Genomic DNA, 14,037 nt, shown 5'->3' on the forward strand with positions numbered 1-14,037 from the left:
GAACCGGTTATGGACACCGACCCCACAGCCCCGCGGCCGCTCGTCTGGCGGCCGCGAGGAGCGCGTCGAAGCGGCCGTCGAACGCGACGTTCGGCGGGATCCGCAGCCGCCGCGCGTACCCCCGGCGCAGCAGCTCGCCGTTGAACAGGACGGTGCCCGGGCGGCGCAGGTAGACCAGGGCGCGGCCGTAGCGGTCCCGCGGCTCGACGCCGGCGCGCACCAGCACCGCGCGGCCCCGCAGCGACCGCGTCGTGAACGCGGCCGCCGCCGGCCCGAAGCACTCGACGCCGCCGTGCGTCTCGGGCGTGTCGACGCCGATCAGCCGCGCGGGACCCAGGCCGCGCAGCACGACGGTGTCCCCGTCGACCACGCGCTCCACCCGTGTGCGCTGCCAGCCCGCCGCGGCGTCCGGGCCGCGCGGGGCGAGCTGCGCGCCCGCGGCGGCGGCGAGCACGGCGACGAGCAGCAGCAGGGGCAGGAGGGTGGCGCGGGACACGACCCCGACGCTAGGGCCGCCGGCGGCCCGCGGCCCGGTCCGTGACACGAGACGGGGCGGCCCGTGGCCGCCCCGTGACGAAGTGCGTGTCGGCGGTGACGCCGGGCGCTACGCGATCGTGATCGCGTCGTCCAGGTACACGTCCTGGATCGCGTGCAGCAGCTCGACGCCCTCGGCGCGCGGACGCTGGAACGCCTTGCGGCCGGAGATCAGGCCCGTGCCGCCCGCGCGCTTGTTGATGACCGCGGTGCGGACCGCCTCGGCGAGGTCGGTCGCGCCCGAGGACGCGCCACCGGAGTTGATCAGCCCGGCGCGACCCATGTAGCAGTTCGCCAGCTGGTAGCGGGTGAGGTCGATCGGGTTGTCGGTCGTCAGCTCGTCGTAGACCTTCTTGTGGGTCTTGCCGTACGAGCCGCTCTGGTTGAGCGCCGTGTAGCCGCCGTTCACCTCGGGCAGCTTCTGCTTGATGATGTCCGCCTCGATCGTCGTGCCGAGGTGGTTGGCCTGGCCCGTGAGGTCCGCGGCCGTGTGGTAGTCGACCCCGTCGACCTTGAAGCCGCTGTTGCGCAGGTAGCACCACAGGACCGTGAACATGCCGAGGCGGTGCGCCTCCTCGAAGGCCGCGGCGACCTCGACGATCTGACGGCGCGACTCGTCGGAGCCGAAGTAGATCGTCGCGCCGACGCCGGCCGCGCCGAGCTCGTAGGCCTTGCGCACCGACGAGAACATGATCTGGTCGAACGCGTTCGGGTAGCCCAGGAACTCGTTGTGGTTGATCTTCACGATGAACGGGATCTTGTGCGCGTACTTGCGCGACGTCGCCCCGAGGACGCCGACGGTCGACGCGACCGCGTTGCAGCCGCCCTCGATCGCGAGCTCGACGATGTTCGACGGATCGAAGTAGTCCGGGTTCGGCGCGAAGCTCGCACCACCCGAGTGCTCGATGCCCTGGTCGACCGGGAGGATCGACACGTAGCCCGTGCCGGAGAGCCGACCCGACTGCTGCAGCCACGAGAGGTTCTGCAGGACCTGCGGGGTGCGGTCGCTGTCCAGCCAGACGCGATCGATGAAGTCGGGACCGGGCAGGTGCAGCTTGGACTTGTCGATCGTGGTCGACGTGTGCGTCAGCAGGCCGGCGTCGTCGCCGAGGAGCTCTTCGATTCGCGAGGTGGACATGGCGCGCACGATACCGGCGATGGGTCCCGTAGGCTGCTGCGGAATGGACCACGCGTTTCGCAGGGCGAACGGGTCGCAGTACACGATCGGGCTCGAGGAGGAGCTGATGATCGTGGACCGGGAGAGCTACGACCTGGTCAACGCGATCGAGTCGCTGCTCGAGGACGCGGCCGACGGCGAGATCAAGCCCGAGCTCATGGAGTCGGTCCTCGAGATCGCCACCAAGCCCTGCGCGAACACGCGCGAGGCCGGGGTGCAGCTGCGCGCGCTGCGCGCCCAGGTCGCCCGGACGGCGGCGGCCCACGACCTGCTCATCGGGTCCGCGGGCACCCACCCGTTCGCGATGTGGGAGGACCAGCGGATCGTCGCGCGGCCCCGCTATCGCGACCTCATCAGCGCGCTGCGGTTCGTCGCCCGGCAGGAGCTGATCTTCGGCCTGCACGTGCACGTCGCGGTCGACGACCCGGACAAGGCGATCCACGTCGCCAACGGCATGCGGGTGCACGTCCCGGTCCTGCAGGCGCTGTCGTGCAACTCGCCGTTCTGGCGGGCGGACCGCTCGGGCCTGATGAGCACGCGGGTCCCGATCTTCCGCGCCTTCCCGCGCGTGGGCATCCCCCCGGCCTACGACGACTGGGACCACTACTGCCGCGAGATCGACTTCATGGTCCGCAGCGGGGTGATGGAGGACTACACCTACCTCTGGTACGACGTGCGCCCCCACGCGCGGTTCGGCACCGTCGAGATCCGCGCCTGCGACGCGCAGACGCGCGTCGAGCACACGCTCGCGCTCGCCGCCCTGATCCAGGCGATGGTCAAGGAGCTCGCCGAGCACCACGACGCCGGCAAGCAGCTCACGCCCTACCCGTGGCAGATGCTCGACGAGAACAAGTGGCTGGCCTCCCGCCACGGCCTCGACGGGGAGCTCGTCGACCTGCCGTCCAGCGAGCGGATCCCGACCAAGGCGCTCGCCCGGCGGCTGCTCGACCGGCTGCGCGAGCACGCGCAGGACCTCGGGTCCGCCGACGACCTCGAGGGCATCGAGGACCTGCTCGCGCGCGGCAACGGCGCCAGCCGCCAGGTCGTCGTCTACGAGGCCAACCACGACCTCCGCGAGGTCATGGCGGAGATCGTCGACGCGACCGTCCCGGGCCTCCAGGCCTCCTAGGCCACCCCGCCCGCCGGGGCGAGGACGAGCTCGAAGCGCGCCGGGCGCGGGACGGCGAGCACCAGCCGGCCCCCCTGCGCCTCGACGAGCGCGCGGGCGAGCGGGAGTCCCAGCCCCGAGCCGTGCGGCCCCGGCGCCCCGGCGGCGATGCGCGCCGCGGTCGGCTCGTCCACGCCGTCCCCGTGGTCCTCGACGGCGATCACCGGCCGGTCGTTGCGGCGCAGCAGCTGCACCCGGACCGCGCCATCGCCGTGGGCCAGCGCGTTGTCGAGCAGCACCCCGAGCGCCTGCAGCAGCGCGCCGCGGTCGACACGGGCGACGAGGCCCGGCGCGTCGTCCTGCACCGTCGCGGTCCGTGCGGCGGCGGCGAACGCCGCCGCACGGACGGCGAGCGCCTCGTCCACCAGCGGCGCCAGCGGCAGGTCCTGGGCACGGGCGGCGCGGCCCTCGCGGGCGATCGCCAGCAGGTCGGTGATCGTCGTCTCGAGCCGGTCGGCCTGCGTCAGCGCGGCCGCGATCTCCGCCTCCACCTCCGGGGTGGTGCCGCGCAGCTGGAGGTCCTCCAGGCGCAGGCGCAGCGCGGTCAGCGGCGTGCGCAGCTGGTGGCTGGCCGCGGCCGAGAACGCGCGCTCGCGCTGGACGATCTCCGCCAGGCGCGCGGCGCCGTCCTCGAGGCTCAGCCGCACCGCGTCGACCTCCGGCAGGTCCGACGGCCGGGCGCGGGCGTCGAGGTCCCCGTCGCCCATCCGCCGCGCCACCGCGGCGAGGTCCTCCAGCGGGGCGGCGAACCGCCGGGCCTCCCGGCGGGCGAGCGCGAGCGCCCCGCCGAGCCCGACGAGCGCGGCGAGCACGATCGTCAGCCACACGCCGCCGATCCGCTCCGAGGTCTCCTCGCCCTCCTCGAGCACCGTCACGCGCGCATCGTCGGCCGCCTCGACCGTGACCCGACGGCCGTCACCCGGCAGCGGGCCCGAGGTGCTGCGGCGGCCGCGCCGGTCGATCACCTCGATCGCCTGGTGGTCGCCCGCCAGCGCGCGCAGCTGCCGGGCGCCGATCGGGCGGCCCGCCTCGAGGTCGTCGTCGAGCGTGCGCGCCACGCGGTCCGCGGTCGCCGCGACCCGCCGGTCGGCCTCCGCCCCCAGCAGCCGGGTGGCGACGATCCCCAGCGGCACGCCGAGCACGAGCACGGCCAGCGCGGCGACGAGGAACGACGAGACGAGCAGGCGGCGGCGCACGTCAGGCGGGCTCGTCGGACTCGAACCGCAACCCGACGCCGCGGACCGTCGTGAGCAGGCGGGGGGCCTGCCCGTCGTCGCCGAGCTTGCGGCGCAACGCGGCGACGTGCACGTCCAGCGTCTTCGTCGACCCGAACCAGTTGACGTCCCAGACCTCGTCCATGATCTGCTGGCGCGGGACCGCGTCCCCGGTGCGCGCGACGAGGTAGGCGAGCAGGTCGAACTCCTTCGGGGTCAGCGCGAGCTCCTCCTCGCCGACCCACGCGCGACGCGCCGCCGGATCGACCCGCACGCCACCCGCGGGCGCCCGTGCGGGCGCCGCCTGCGGCGCGCCGCGACGCAGCAGCGCGCGGATCCGCGCGAGCAGCTCCGCCAGCCGGAACGGCTTGGCCACGTAGTCGTCGGCGCCCGCGTCGAGTCCGACCACCGCGTCGATCTCCTCGCTGCGGGCGGTGAGCATCAGCAGCGGCACGTCCGGGCGCGCCGCCCGGATCCGGCGGCAGACCTCCAGGCCGTCGAGCCCCGGCAGCCCGAGGTCCAGCAGCACGAGCTCGTGGCGGCCGTGCGTCCCCGCCGCCGCGCCCGCCAGCCCGTCGGCCGCGTGCTCGACGACGTGGCCCTCGCGCTCCAGCGCCCGCGTCAGCGGCTCCGCGATCGCGGCGTCGTCCTCGACCAGCAGCACCAGGGCCATACGCCGATCCTAGGCGTCCGCGCGCCCGTCCCGACGGTCTTTGCCGAACCTTTGCCCGACGCTTCCGGGACCCTCGCCGGCCCCCGCCTACGGTGGAGCCACCTCATCCCCCACCCCCTGCGGAGGTCACCATGATCACCGACTCCACCCGGCGCATCGGCGCCGGCGCCCTCATCGCCACCGGCGTCCTGCACCTCGTCCTCGCCCCCGAGTACCTCGGCGAGCAGGCCTACATCGGCGTCCTCTTCATCCTCGGCGGCCTCACCGCCGCCGCGATCGGCGCGCGCCTGTGGACGCGCGACGACGCGAGCGCCTGGATCGCCGGAGCGCTCGTCGCCGTCGGCATGGCCGTCGGGTTCGTGCTCAGCCGCACCGTCGGCCTGCCGGGCTTCCACGAGAGCGAGTGGGAGCTCAGCGGCCTGATCTCGGTCGTCCTCGAGCTCGGGGTCGCCGGGATCGCGGCGGCGGCCCTGCGCGCCCCGCGCCACCACGGCGCCGTCACCGCCTGAGCGCCCACACCGGAGGTTCCGCCCCGGGCCGTCGCCGCCGACGGTCCGGGGCATCTAGACTCGTGGGCAGTGTCCACCGGCGGTCCCGATCTGTTCGTCGTCTGCAAGAGCTGCGGCTCGGAGGTCAGCCCGTACATCACGGAGTGCCCGTACTGCGGGCAGCGCCTGCGCAAGCGGGCCCCGAAGATCGAGCGGGACATCAGCGGCGACGCGAAGCCCCCGAAGGCCCCGCGTTCGGCGAAGGTCCGCAAGCCCCCCGCGCCGCCGTCGCTGCCCAAGCCCCGCAAGGAGCGGCGCAGCGGCGGCCTCTTCCACGGCGACGAGTTCCGCCGGCCCACCGCCACGATCGCGCTCGTCGTCCTGTCGGCGATCGGCGCGATCGTCCTGGCGATCGCCGGCCGCACCGACACCGCCGTGATCGGCCCCGTGGGCGACGAGTACTGGCGCCTCGCCTCGACGGTCTTCCTCTACGGGAACGGCTGGTACCAGTTCGTCGCGCTGCTCGCGGTCGGCCTCTACGGCTGGCGGCTGGAGCTGCGCCACGGGCCCGTCCTCGTCGTGTCCCTGTTCCTCGCCTGCGCCATCGGCGGCACCGCTGTCGCCGCCCAGCTCGAGGACGTCCCGATCGCCCTCGGCGCGATCGGCGGCGGGCTCGGCCTGCTCGCCGCCTGGGCGGTCCCCGTCCTGCGCGCCCGCAAGCGCACCGGGGACGACGACGACGACACCGACATGCTCGGCACGTTCGTCATCGGCGCCGTGCTCGCCCTGATGCCGATCGCGACCGTCGACGCCAACCCGATCGCCGCCGCCGTCGGGCTCGTCCTCGGCGGCCTCGTCGGCCTGATGCTCGACCGCGTCGCCCCGCGCGACGCCTGACGGCCGTGGCCGGTGGTCCCGGCCGTCCCGCCGCCCGCGCGGTCCTGTCCCGGATCCTCGCGGTCCTCGGCGCGGTCGTGCTCGTCGCGGGCGTCCTGGCGACCTACCTGCGCGAGGAGGTCGTCGACCAGCGCGCCTTCGTCGCGCACGCGGTCGACGCCCTCGACGAGCCGGCGGTCCGCGACCTGGTCTCCGGGCAGGTCGTCCAGCAGCTCGTCGACGAGGGCGGCACCGACCTCATCGCCGCCCGCCCGCTCGTGCGCCCGCTCGTCGACGCGCTCGTCTCCACCGAGGCGTTCGGGGAGCTCTTCGAGGTCGCCGCGCGCGACACGCACCGGCTGCTGTTCACCCGCGACGACGACGTCTCCTTCGCCGTCGCCGACGCCGGCACGCTGGCGATCGAAGCGGTCAGGGCCGCCGCGCCCGGCCTCGCCGAGAGCCTTCCGGCGACCGTCGACGTCGATGTCGTCGCGCTGCGCGACGAGGACCTGCTGGCGGGCCTCGCGCGTGCGGGCGAGCGCGCCCGCACGCTCGCGCTCGTCCTGCCCCCGCTCGGGCTCCTGCTGGTGCTCGCGGGCGTCGCCGTCGCGCGCGACCGGCGGGCCGCGCTCGTGCGCGGCGGCCTCAGCGTCGCCGTCGCGTGCGGGCTGCTCGTCGCCGCGCTCACCGTCTGGCGCGCCCGGCTCGGGGCCGGCGCGGTCGCCCCGTCGGACCTGCGCGACGAGGACGTGCGCGCCGCGGTCGACGCCGCCTGGGGCGTCTACTTCGCCGGACTGCGCGACTGGCTCGTCGCGATCGGCCTCGCCGGGGTCATGACCGCGGCGCTCGCCGCCGGACGCGTGACCGCCGCGACCGCCACGCAGCGGCTGCGCGCGCTCGTCGCGCGGGCCGGCGGCACGCCGGCGGGAGCGCCCGCCCGCACGCTGCGCGGCGTCGCGCTCGTGGCGCTCGGCGGCCTGCTGCTGTGGCAGCCCGCGGGCGTCGTGGCGGCGGTCGCGCTGCTGCTCGGCGGCACGCTCGTCTACGTCGGGGTGGGGGAGCTGGCCGCGCTGTTGCCCGACCGCCTGACCCGCGACGAGCCCGCCCGCACGGGCGGCGCGGGCGGCCGCGGGACGGGGCCGCTGCCGTGGCTCGCGGCGGTCGGCGTGCTGCTGCTCGGCGCGGTCGTGGCCGGGGCGGCGGTCGGCGGGGACGGGCCCGCGCCCGAGCGGGCCTCCCTGAGCCCCCCGACCCCCGAGCAGGCGACCTCGACCGGGTGCAACGGCTCGCGGGCGCTGTGCGACCGGCGGCTGGACGAGGTCGTCTTCCCCGGCACCCACAACTCGTTCTCCGCGGCGCTCGAGCCGGGCTGGCTGTTCGCCAACCAGCGGACCGGGATCCGCCGCCAGCTACAGGACGGCATCCGGCTGCTGCTGCTCGACCCCCACCACGGGGTCCGGGACGGCTCCCGCGTGCGGACCGACCTCGAGGCCGACGGCTCGGACCGCAACCGCGTCGCCGCGCAGCTCAGCCCGGGCGCGGTCCGGGCGGCGGAGCGGCTCGGCGGCCGCGTCGGCCTCGGCGACCTCAAGGGCCGCCGTGACGTGTTCCTCTGCCACAGCCTCTGCGAGCTCGGGGCGGAGTCGTTCGTCGCCGAGCTCGGCGTCGTCCGCGACTTCCTCGCCGCCAACCGCGGGGAGGTCGTCGTCCTGCTGATCGAGCCGAGCGTCTCGCCGCAGCTCGTCGCGGGGGCGCTGCGCCGCGCCCGGCTGCTCGACGCGCTCGCGGTGCTCGACCGCGACGAGCCGCTGCCGACGCTCGGCCAGCTGCTGCGCCGCGGCGACCGGCTCGTCGTGCTCACCGAACGCGACGGCGGCGCGTACGACTGGTACCACCCGGCGTTCTCGTTCGTGCAGGACACGCCGCTGGGCGCCCGCAAGGCGTCGGAGTTCTCCTGCGCGCCCAACCGCGGCGACGAGGACAGCCCGCTGCTGATGCTCAACCACTGGATCGACCGCTTCCCGCCCCCGTTCTCCGCCAACCGGCGCGCCTCGACCGCGGCGGCGCTGCGCGAGCGCGTCGCCCGCTGCGAGCAGGAGCGCGGCCGCCCCGTGAACCTCATCGCCGTGGACTTCGGCGACGCGAGCGGGGTCGTGGAGGTCGCGCGCGAGCTGAACGCCCGGGCCGACGATCCCGGTGACGTAGGCTGACGGACGATGCCCGCCGACCGCACGTTCACCGCCGAGGAGGTCGACGCCGCCGTCGCCGCCCTGTCCCAGGAGGGACGGCTCGACCACGCCCAGGACGTCATCACGCACGCCGCGCCCTCGCTCCAGCGCATCCTCAACGCCGCGCTCGAGGAGGGCGGCTGGTTCGGCGGCGCCCACGAGCAGGAGGTGGCGCGGGTGGCGGCGATCGAGGACCCGCAGCAGCGGGTACTCGAACTGCGCACGCTGCTCGCCGAGGAGACCCGGATCGGGATGCTCGTCGGCGCCGCGGTGGGCTTCCAGCTCGCCCGTGAGCTCGACACGACCCCCGACACCCCAGGAGACACCTGATGGAGATCCGCTGGCTCGGCCACTCGGCCTTCGCCCTGACCCACGACGGCACGACCGTCCTGGTCGACCCGTTCCTCACCGGCAACCCGAAGGGCGTCGTGTCCGCCGAGGAGGTGGAGGCCGACGCGATCCTGCTGACCCACGGGCACCAGGACCACGGCCCCGAGGACGCGGTGGCGATCGCCAAGAGGACCGGCGCGACGATCCAGGCGATCACCGAGATCGCCGGGGAGCTCGGGGAGGAGGGCGTCACGACGATCGACACGAACGTCGGCGGCACCGCCACCTACGACTGGGGCAGCTGCCGCCTGACGCCGGCCTTCCACACGTCCACGACGCCGAAGGGCACCGTCACCCCCGCGGCCGGTCTCGTCATCGAGCTCGGCGGCGTCCGCGTCTACCACCTCGGGGACACGGCGCTGTTCAGCGACCTCGCCCTGCCGTCGCAGCGCGATCCGATCGACGTCGCGATCATCCCGATCGGCGGCCACTACACGATGGACCGCACCGACGCGGTCGTCGCGGCGAAGCTCGTCGGCGCCAAGGTCGTCATCCCCTGCCACTACGGCACGTTCCCGCCGATCGAGACCGACGTGGCCGCGTACAAGTCCGAGGTCGAGGCCGCGGGCCACGCCGAGGTCGTCGTGCTCGAGCCGGGGGAGAGCTGGTCGGCGTGAACCACGCGATCGTCCTCATCAAGGCCGACCGGGACGCGATGGCCACGCTCGGCTCCGCCCTGGTCGAGCTCGAGGGCGTCGCCGAGGCGTACACGGTCACCGGCGAGTGGGACTTCGTCGCCGTCGTGCGCGTGCGGCGTCACGAGCAGCTCGCCGAGACGATCACCGGCAAGCTCCTGCAGCTCCCCGGTGTGGCGGTGACCCAGACGATGGTGGCCTTCGAGGCGTTCTCCCGCCACGACCTCGAGGCGATGTTCAGCGTCGGCAGCTAGGTCCGGCGGACGTCGGCGGCCTGCGGGTCGCCGACGCCCCGGTCACGGCTGGTTCTGCCAGCCGCGCTCGAACCAGATCGGGCGGTCGTGCCAGTCGTCGGCCATCAGCACGCAGCCCGTGGCCGCGAGCGCGAGCAGGCCGGTGGGCCGCAGCCTCGCGGCGAGGAGGCCGACGGTGGCGGCGGCGGTCAGGAGCGCGCCCGTCGCGCCGTGGTGGCAGCGCTGGCCCGCGATCCACAGACGGCGGCGGTCCGCGTCATAGTGAATGAGGTGAGCATGCGTGGACATGGTGATCGTGGTGGTCGGTGGACGGTGCCCTGCATCCCGGGTATCGGCAGGACGTTCGTGCGACATCACACGATCTTCGTCTTGATCGGCTGTTCGTCGATCGGCCTCGGGGCCTGCGGGGACGACGGCGACCGGGCGGGCGCGACGACTCCGGCGGGCGCCGGCACCGGGACGACCGCGACGTCGGTCGCGACCCCGCCGCCCGCCGCGACGGCGGCGCCGACCGCGACCGCCACGCCGGGACCGACCGGCCCGGCGGGCGCCGGGACGACCGGTCCCGCGGGCACGACGACCACCGAGATCGGTCCCGCGCCCGGGGAGGAGGAGGGCCCCGGGGACGACGAGGCCGCCCGCTCCCCGGCGGACTTCCGGGTCGGCGCGGGCCTCGAGCCGTCGCGCATCACCGTCGCCGCGTTCCTCACCGTCGAGCTCGCCGCGACGTCGACCGACGGGCGCGCGCACACGCTGCGGCTGACGACGCCGGCGGGCCCGGTGACGCTGAACGTCCCGGCGGGCGGCCGCGCCACCGTCGACGTGCCCGGGATGCCGGAGGGCGAGTACGCGATCACGCTCGACGGCCGCTCGGGCGCAGGGACGCTCGTCGTGGGCGGAGAGCCGGGGCCCTAGCGAACGGCGACGATCCTGAGGGTCTCTCACGCTCCATGAGGACTCCGTGAGGGCGGGGGGCGGCCCGGTGCGCGGCGGGGCAGGATCGACCCAGATCAGCCAACGAGCCCCCCACGGAGGAGCCCAATGTCGCGCAGCACCCGCACCCGCAGGACCATCGCCGCCTCGCTCGCCGCCGTCGCCGGTGTCGGTGCCCTGGGCGGTGCCGTCGGGGTCGGGCCGGCGACCGCCCGCCCGACCTGCGACGACCTCAACGTCCTCTGCCCGCCGCCGCCGTCGCCGCCCAAGAGCGCGCCCGGCACGGTCAACGTCGCCGCCGGCTACACCCTGTCGGTCCGCGCGCGGCCGACGAGCGCCTCGGCGAAGGTCCGCTCGCTGCCCGACGGCGCGCGCGTGCGCATCGTCTGCCAGACCATCGGCAGGAAGATGACCGGGACCTACGGCACGTCGCGCCTGTGGAACAAGCTCTCCAAGGGCGGCTACGTCGCCGACGTCTACGTCTACACCGGCTCGGACGGTCGCGTCGCGCGCACCTGCTGACGCACGCGCCACACCACGCCGGACCGGGGAGGGCACCTACACTGCGTGGGTGTCCTCTCCCGTTCGTGAGGGGCTCGGGCCGACGCTGCCGGAGCTCCTCTCCGCCCGCACCGGCCGCCCGGCGCGCACCTGGACCCGGCTGCTGATCGGCGCGGCCGTCGTGCTGCTCCTCGTCGCGGTCGGCGTGCGGCTCGCCCAGCGCGAGGCCGCGGAGAAGACCGGGGTCGTCGTCACCGGCGGCCTGTTCCCGTTCAACCTCGCCTACGACGAGACGCGCCTGGAGCGCGTCGACCCGCAGCGCGGCGAGCGGCTGCGCCTCGTCTCCCCGCCGGACGCCCCGACGCTGCTGGAGTTCACCGTCGCGCAGCGGCGCCTGGACGCGTATCCCGGTGACGCGGCCGGCTACGTGCCGGTGCTCGCCAGCGTCGTCGCCGACGAGCTCGCCGCCGCCGACCCGGACTTCCGCCTGCGCGGCGAGGGACGCGCCCGCATCAACGACAACCCGGGCTACCAGATCACCTTCCAGACCAAGCGCGACGGCCGCACGGTCTACGGCAAGCGGTTCCTGCTCTACGACGATCCCGACGACGACGAGGCCACGGTCAACCGGCCGACCGTCGTCGCGGTCGTGACGCTCCTCAACGGCCGCTCGGACGCCGTGCCGCGGGCGGACGCGGTCGGCGGCAACGGGCCTCTCAAGACGCCGCTGCGGTCGTTCCGCTTCGGCGCGTCGCGGCCGTGAGCGACGCCCCGCTCGCCTGGGAGGAGTTCACCCGCGTCGACATGCGGGTCGGCCGCATCGTCGAGGTCGAGGCGTTCCCGCAGGCGCGCCGGCCGGCCTGGAAGCTGCGGGTCGACTTCGGCGCGGAGATCGGCGTGCGCCGCTCGAGCGCCCAGATCACGAACTACGCGGCCTCCGAGCTGCAGGACCGCCTCGTCGTCGGCGTCGTGAACTTCCCGCCCAAGCAGATCGGCCCGGTGCGCTCCGAGTGCCTGGTGCTGGGCACGTACACGGCCGACGGGACCGTGCTGCTGCTGAACCCCGAGCCGGACGCGCGGCCGGGCGACCGCGTCGGCTGACGCGGGACGGCGCTCAGCCCGCCGGAGCGGCGGGCGGCGTGGCGACCGGATCGGCCGGCACGGACGGGGCCGGGTCCGCGGCGGGCGCGGGGTCCGGGGCGGGCGTGGCGGCCGGGGCGGGCGCGGGCTCGGGGGCGGGGACCGGCGCAGGTGCAGGCGCCGGAGCCGGGGAGGGAGCCGCGGGAGCGGGGGCCGGCGCCGAGGAGGCCGGGGCCGGGACGGGCCGCGTCTCGTCGGGGCCGACGAGCCCGCCGGTGCCCTGCGGCAGCGGCTGGCCCGGCAGGCGCACGGTGTCGGACCCCTGTTGGGTCGGGAGCACGGCCGGGGCGCCGGCGACGCCGGTCGGGCCGGTCGGCGCGGCGGCGCCGGGGACGGGCGTCGTCCCGGGCGGGACGACCGGCGCGGCGTCGTCGGCGGGCGCGTCGTCGTCGCGCGCGGCGCCGGCGGTCGGACCGGCCTCGTCGCCGGGCTCGGTCTCGGCGAGCAGGCCGCCCGCGTCCGACGGCGAGGTGGCGCTCTCCTCCTGGGCGGAGCTCGAGACGACGACCGGCGGCGCGGCGGGCGCGGCCACGGCGGGCGCGGGCGGCGCGATCGCCGCGACGGCGGGCGCGCGCTCGACCGTGGAGCGGCGGTGGTGGTCGACCTCGACGGCGCCCGCGGCGACGATCGCGGCGGCGGTGAGCCCGGCGGCGGCCTTGGTGCCGATCGCGGTGATCCCGGCGCCCAGCGCCGAGCCGGCCGCGGCGGAGCCCGCCGCACCGCCCGCGACGGCCGCACCGCCGGCCGCCGCCCCGGCGGCGGACGTGCCCGCCGCGCCCTGGGCGATGAGGAACTTCTTCAGCAGCAGCAGCGGGCCGACCGGGAAGACCGCGGCGAGCGTGCGGTCGGTCTGGCGCAGGTGCTTCTTGAACGCGGCGCAGCGCTCGCACTGGCGCACGTGCCGCCGGACCGGCGGCGTCGAGCGCTTCAGCCCCTCGGCGACCTCGGCGAGCTCGTCCCGCGCCTCCTCGCAGGTGAGCAGGCGCGCCTCGGCCGCCTCGGCGAGCGAGACCCGGGCCCGCACGAGCAGCGACTTCACCGACGGGATCGTCGTCTCCATCGCCTCGGCGATCTGGTCGTAGGAGAGCGCGTCGATCTCGCGCAGCAGCAAGGCCGTGCGCTGCGTCTCCGGCAGGTCCTGGACGTCGGCGACGAGCTGGCGGAACTCCTCGCGCTTGTGGACCTTGTCGGCCGTCGTCGTGCCGTGCTCGGCGAGGTGCACGTCCATCGAGTCCACGCCGATCGCCGTCTGGCGGCGCAGGTGGTTCAGGCAGCGGTTGCGGGCGATCCGGTAGAGCCACGGGCGGGCGTTGATCGGCCGCTCGTCGGCGAGCATCGCGTTGTAGGCGGCGGCGAACACCTCCTGCAGCACGTCCTCGGCGTCCTCGCGCGAGGACAGCATGTGGCGGCAGAAGGCCAGCAGCCGTGCCTGGTAGCGGCCCACGAGCGCCTCGTACGCGCCCTGGTTGCCGCGGCGGGTGAGCGCGATCAGGCGGTCGTCGCTCTGCAGGCGCAGCAGCGGCGTGGGGCCCCGGAGCCCGGGGGCGTGATCGAGCGTCGTGGAGAAGTCCATGGACGAGGCGGTCCCAGAAGACCGAACACCAGGGTCGCACGGAAGTTGTCCTGCGCGACAGGGTGCTCTCACGATCCCCTCACGTTCGGGTCGGGAAACCTCGTGGCGAACACCGCAAGTTTCCGCGCACATCGTCGTTGGGTCCCTCAGGAGCCGGTTCGCGCTTGACGGACCGGAACGCGGGGCATTAGCGTGCGCCGCCGTGCCGGGTCTGGGGAGGCCGGGCGGAGCGGGTCGGAGCAGGGAGAGGGAG

At 75.4% G+C, this 14,037-nt stretch carries 17 protein-coding genes; 11 read left to right on the top strand and 6 right to left on the bottom strand.

The window, feature by feature from the left end; translation table 11 throughout:
* Window positions 1-7 precede the first annotated feature (7 nt).
* On the bottom strand, window positions 8-496 hold the full coding sequence (locus tag C7Y72_RS11490; RefSeq protein ID WP_146175342.1) for a thermonuclease family protein: 489 nt from the start codon (window positions 494-496) through the stop codon (window positions 8-10).
* Between the two features lie 108 nt (window positions 497-604).
* Window positions 605-1,672, bottom strand: coding sequence for a class I fructose-bisphosphate aldolase (locus C7Y72_RS11495; protein ID WP_154734577.1), 1,068 nt, complete (start codon window positions 1,670-1,672; stop codon window positions 605-607).
* A 43-nt stretch (window positions 1,673-1,715) separates the two neighbouring features.
* On the opposite strand from C7Y72_RS11495, the gene C7Y72_RS11500 reads away from it, so the two are divergent.
* A complete protein-coding gene (locus C7Y72_RS11500; protein WP_107568861.1) occupies window positions 1,716-2,840 on the top strand; it encodes a carboxylate-amine ligase in 1,125 nt (374 codons plus the stop codon).
* Here C7Y72_RS11500 and C7Y72_RS11505 read toward each other — a convergent pair.
* On the bottom strand, window positions 2,837-4,075 hold the full coding sequence (locus C7Y72_RS11505) for an ATP-binding protein (RefSeq protein WP_107568862.1): 1,239 nt from the start codon (window positions 4,073-4,075) through the stop codon (window positions 2,837-2,839). The two genes, C7Y72_RS11500 and C7Y72_RS11505, sit on opposite strands and share 4 nt — an antisense overlap.
* Window position 4,076: 1 nt before the next feature.
* A complete protein-coding gene (locus tag C7Y72_RS11510; protein ID WP_107568863.1) occupies window positions 4,077-4,766 on the bottom strand; it encodes a response regulator transcription factor in 690 nt (229 codons plus the stop codon).
* A 131-nt stretch (window positions 4,767-4,897) separates the two neighbouring features.
* Between C7Y72_RS11510 and C7Y72_RS11515 the strand changes: the two genes are divergently transcribed.
* The 6 genes from C7Y72_RS11515 to C7Y72_RS11540 all read left to right on the top strand — a co-directional run bounded on the left by C7Y72_RS11515 (window position 4,898) and on the right by C7Y72_RS11540 (window position 9,637).
* Window positions 4,898-5,275, top strand: a complete 378-nt coding sequence (locus C7Y72_RS11515; protein WP_107568864.1) for a hypothetical protein — start codon at window positions 4,898-4,900, stop codon at window positions 5,273-5,275.
* 69 nt (window positions 5,276-5,344) lie between these two features.
* Window positions 5,345-6,151, top strand: coding sequence for a rhomboid family intramembrane serine protease (locus C7Y72_RS11520; protein ID WP_107568865.1), 807 nt, complete (start codon window positions 5,345-5,347; stop codon window positions 6,149-6,151).
* A gap of 5 nt (window positions 6,152-6,156) precedes the next feature.
* Window positions 6,157-8,340, top strand: a complete 2,184-nt coding sequence (locus C7Y72_RS11525) for a phosphoinositide-specific phospholipase C-related protein (protein ID WP_107568866.1) — start codon at window positions 6,157-6,159, stop codon at window positions 8,338-8,340.
* Between the two features lie 6 nt (window positions 8,341-8,346).
* Window positions 8,347-8,688, top strand: coding sequence for a hypothetical protein (locus tag C7Y72_RS11530; protein ID WP_107568867.1), 342 nt, complete (start codon window positions 8,347-8,349; stop codon window positions 8,686-8,688).
* Window positions 8,688-9,365 (top strand): metal-dependent hydrolase, encoded by a 678-nt coding sequence (locus C7Y72_RS11535; RefSeq protein ID WP_199223924.1) that lies wholly within the window; start codon window positions 8,688-8,690, stop codon window positions 9,363-9,365. Before C7Y72_RS11530 ends, C7Y72_RS11535 begins: the two co-directional genes overlap by 1 nt.
* Window positions 9,362-9,637: an Lrp/AsnC family transcriptional regulator gene (locus C7Y72_RS11540; protein WP_107568869.1), complete on the top strand. Its 276-nt coding sequence runs from the start codon at window positions 9,362-9,364 to the stop codon at window positions 9,635-9,637. The genes C7Y72_RS11535 and C7Y72_RS11540 overlap by 4 nt, the downstream gene beginning before the upstream one ends.
* Window positions 9,638-9,679: 42 nt before the next feature.
* Here the strand turns inward: C7Y72_RS11540 and C7Y72_RS23285 are convergent, their stop codons facing one another.
* Window positions 9,680-9,925 carry a hypothetical protein gene (locus C7Y72_RS23285; RefSeq protein ID WP_158276805.1) on the bottom strand — a complete coding sequence of 82 codons (246 nt, stop codon included), beginning with the start codon at window positions 9,923-9,925 and terminating at the stop codon, window positions 9,680-9,682.
* Window positions 9,926-10,006: 81 nt separating this feature from the next.
* On the opposite strand from C7Y72_RS23285, the gene C7Y72_RS23290 reads away from it, so the two are divergent.
* The 4 genes from C7Y72_RS23290 to C7Y72_RS11560 all read left to right on the top strand — a co-directional run bounded on the left by C7Y72_RS23290 (window position 10,007) and on the right by C7Y72_RS11560 (window position 12,172).
* Window positions 10,007-10,552: a hypothetical protein gene (locus C7Y72_RS23290; RefSeq protein WP_158276806.1), complete on the top strand. Its 546-nt coding sequence runs from the start codon at window positions 10,007-10,009 to the stop codon at window positions 10,550-10,552.
* A 126-nt stretch (window positions 10,553-10,678) separates the two neighbouring features.
* Window positions 10,679-11,092 carry an SH3 domain-containing protein gene (locus C7Y72_RS11550; protein ID WP_107568871.1) on the top strand — a complete coding sequence of 138 codons (414 nt, stop codon included), beginning with the start codon at window positions 10,679-10,681 and terminating at the stop codon, window positions 11,090-11,092.
* Window positions 11,093-11,141: 49 nt separating this feature from the next.
* Entirely contained in the window at window positions 11,142-11,834 is a 693-nt protein-coding gene (locus C7Y72_RS11555; RefSeq protein ID WP_107568872.1) for a hypothetical protein, read from the top strand.
* Entirely contained in the window at window positions 11,831-12,172 is a 342-nt protein-coding gene (locus C7Y72_RS11560) for a tRNA-binding protein (RefSeq protein WP_199223925.1), read from the top strand. The genes C7Y72_RS11555 and C7Y72_RS11560 overlap by 4 nt, the downstream gene beginning before the upstream one ends.
* Before the next feature lie 13 nt (window positions 12,173-12,185).
* Here the strand turns inward: C7Y72_RS11560 and C7Y72_RS11565 are convergent, their stop codons facing one another.
* A complete protein-coding gene (locus C7Y72_RS11565; protein ID WP_158276807.1) occupies window positions 12,186-13,784 on the bottom strand; it encodes an RNA polymerase sigma factor in 1,599 nt (532 codons plus the stop codon).
* Window positions 13,785-14,037: the final 253 nt, after the last annotated feature.

The sequence above is a fragment of the Paraconexibacter algicola genome, assembly GCF_003044185.1.
Lineage (GTDB): Bacteria > Actinomycetota > Thermoleophilia > Solirubrobacterales > Solirubrobacteraceae > Paraconexibacter > Paraconexibacter algicola.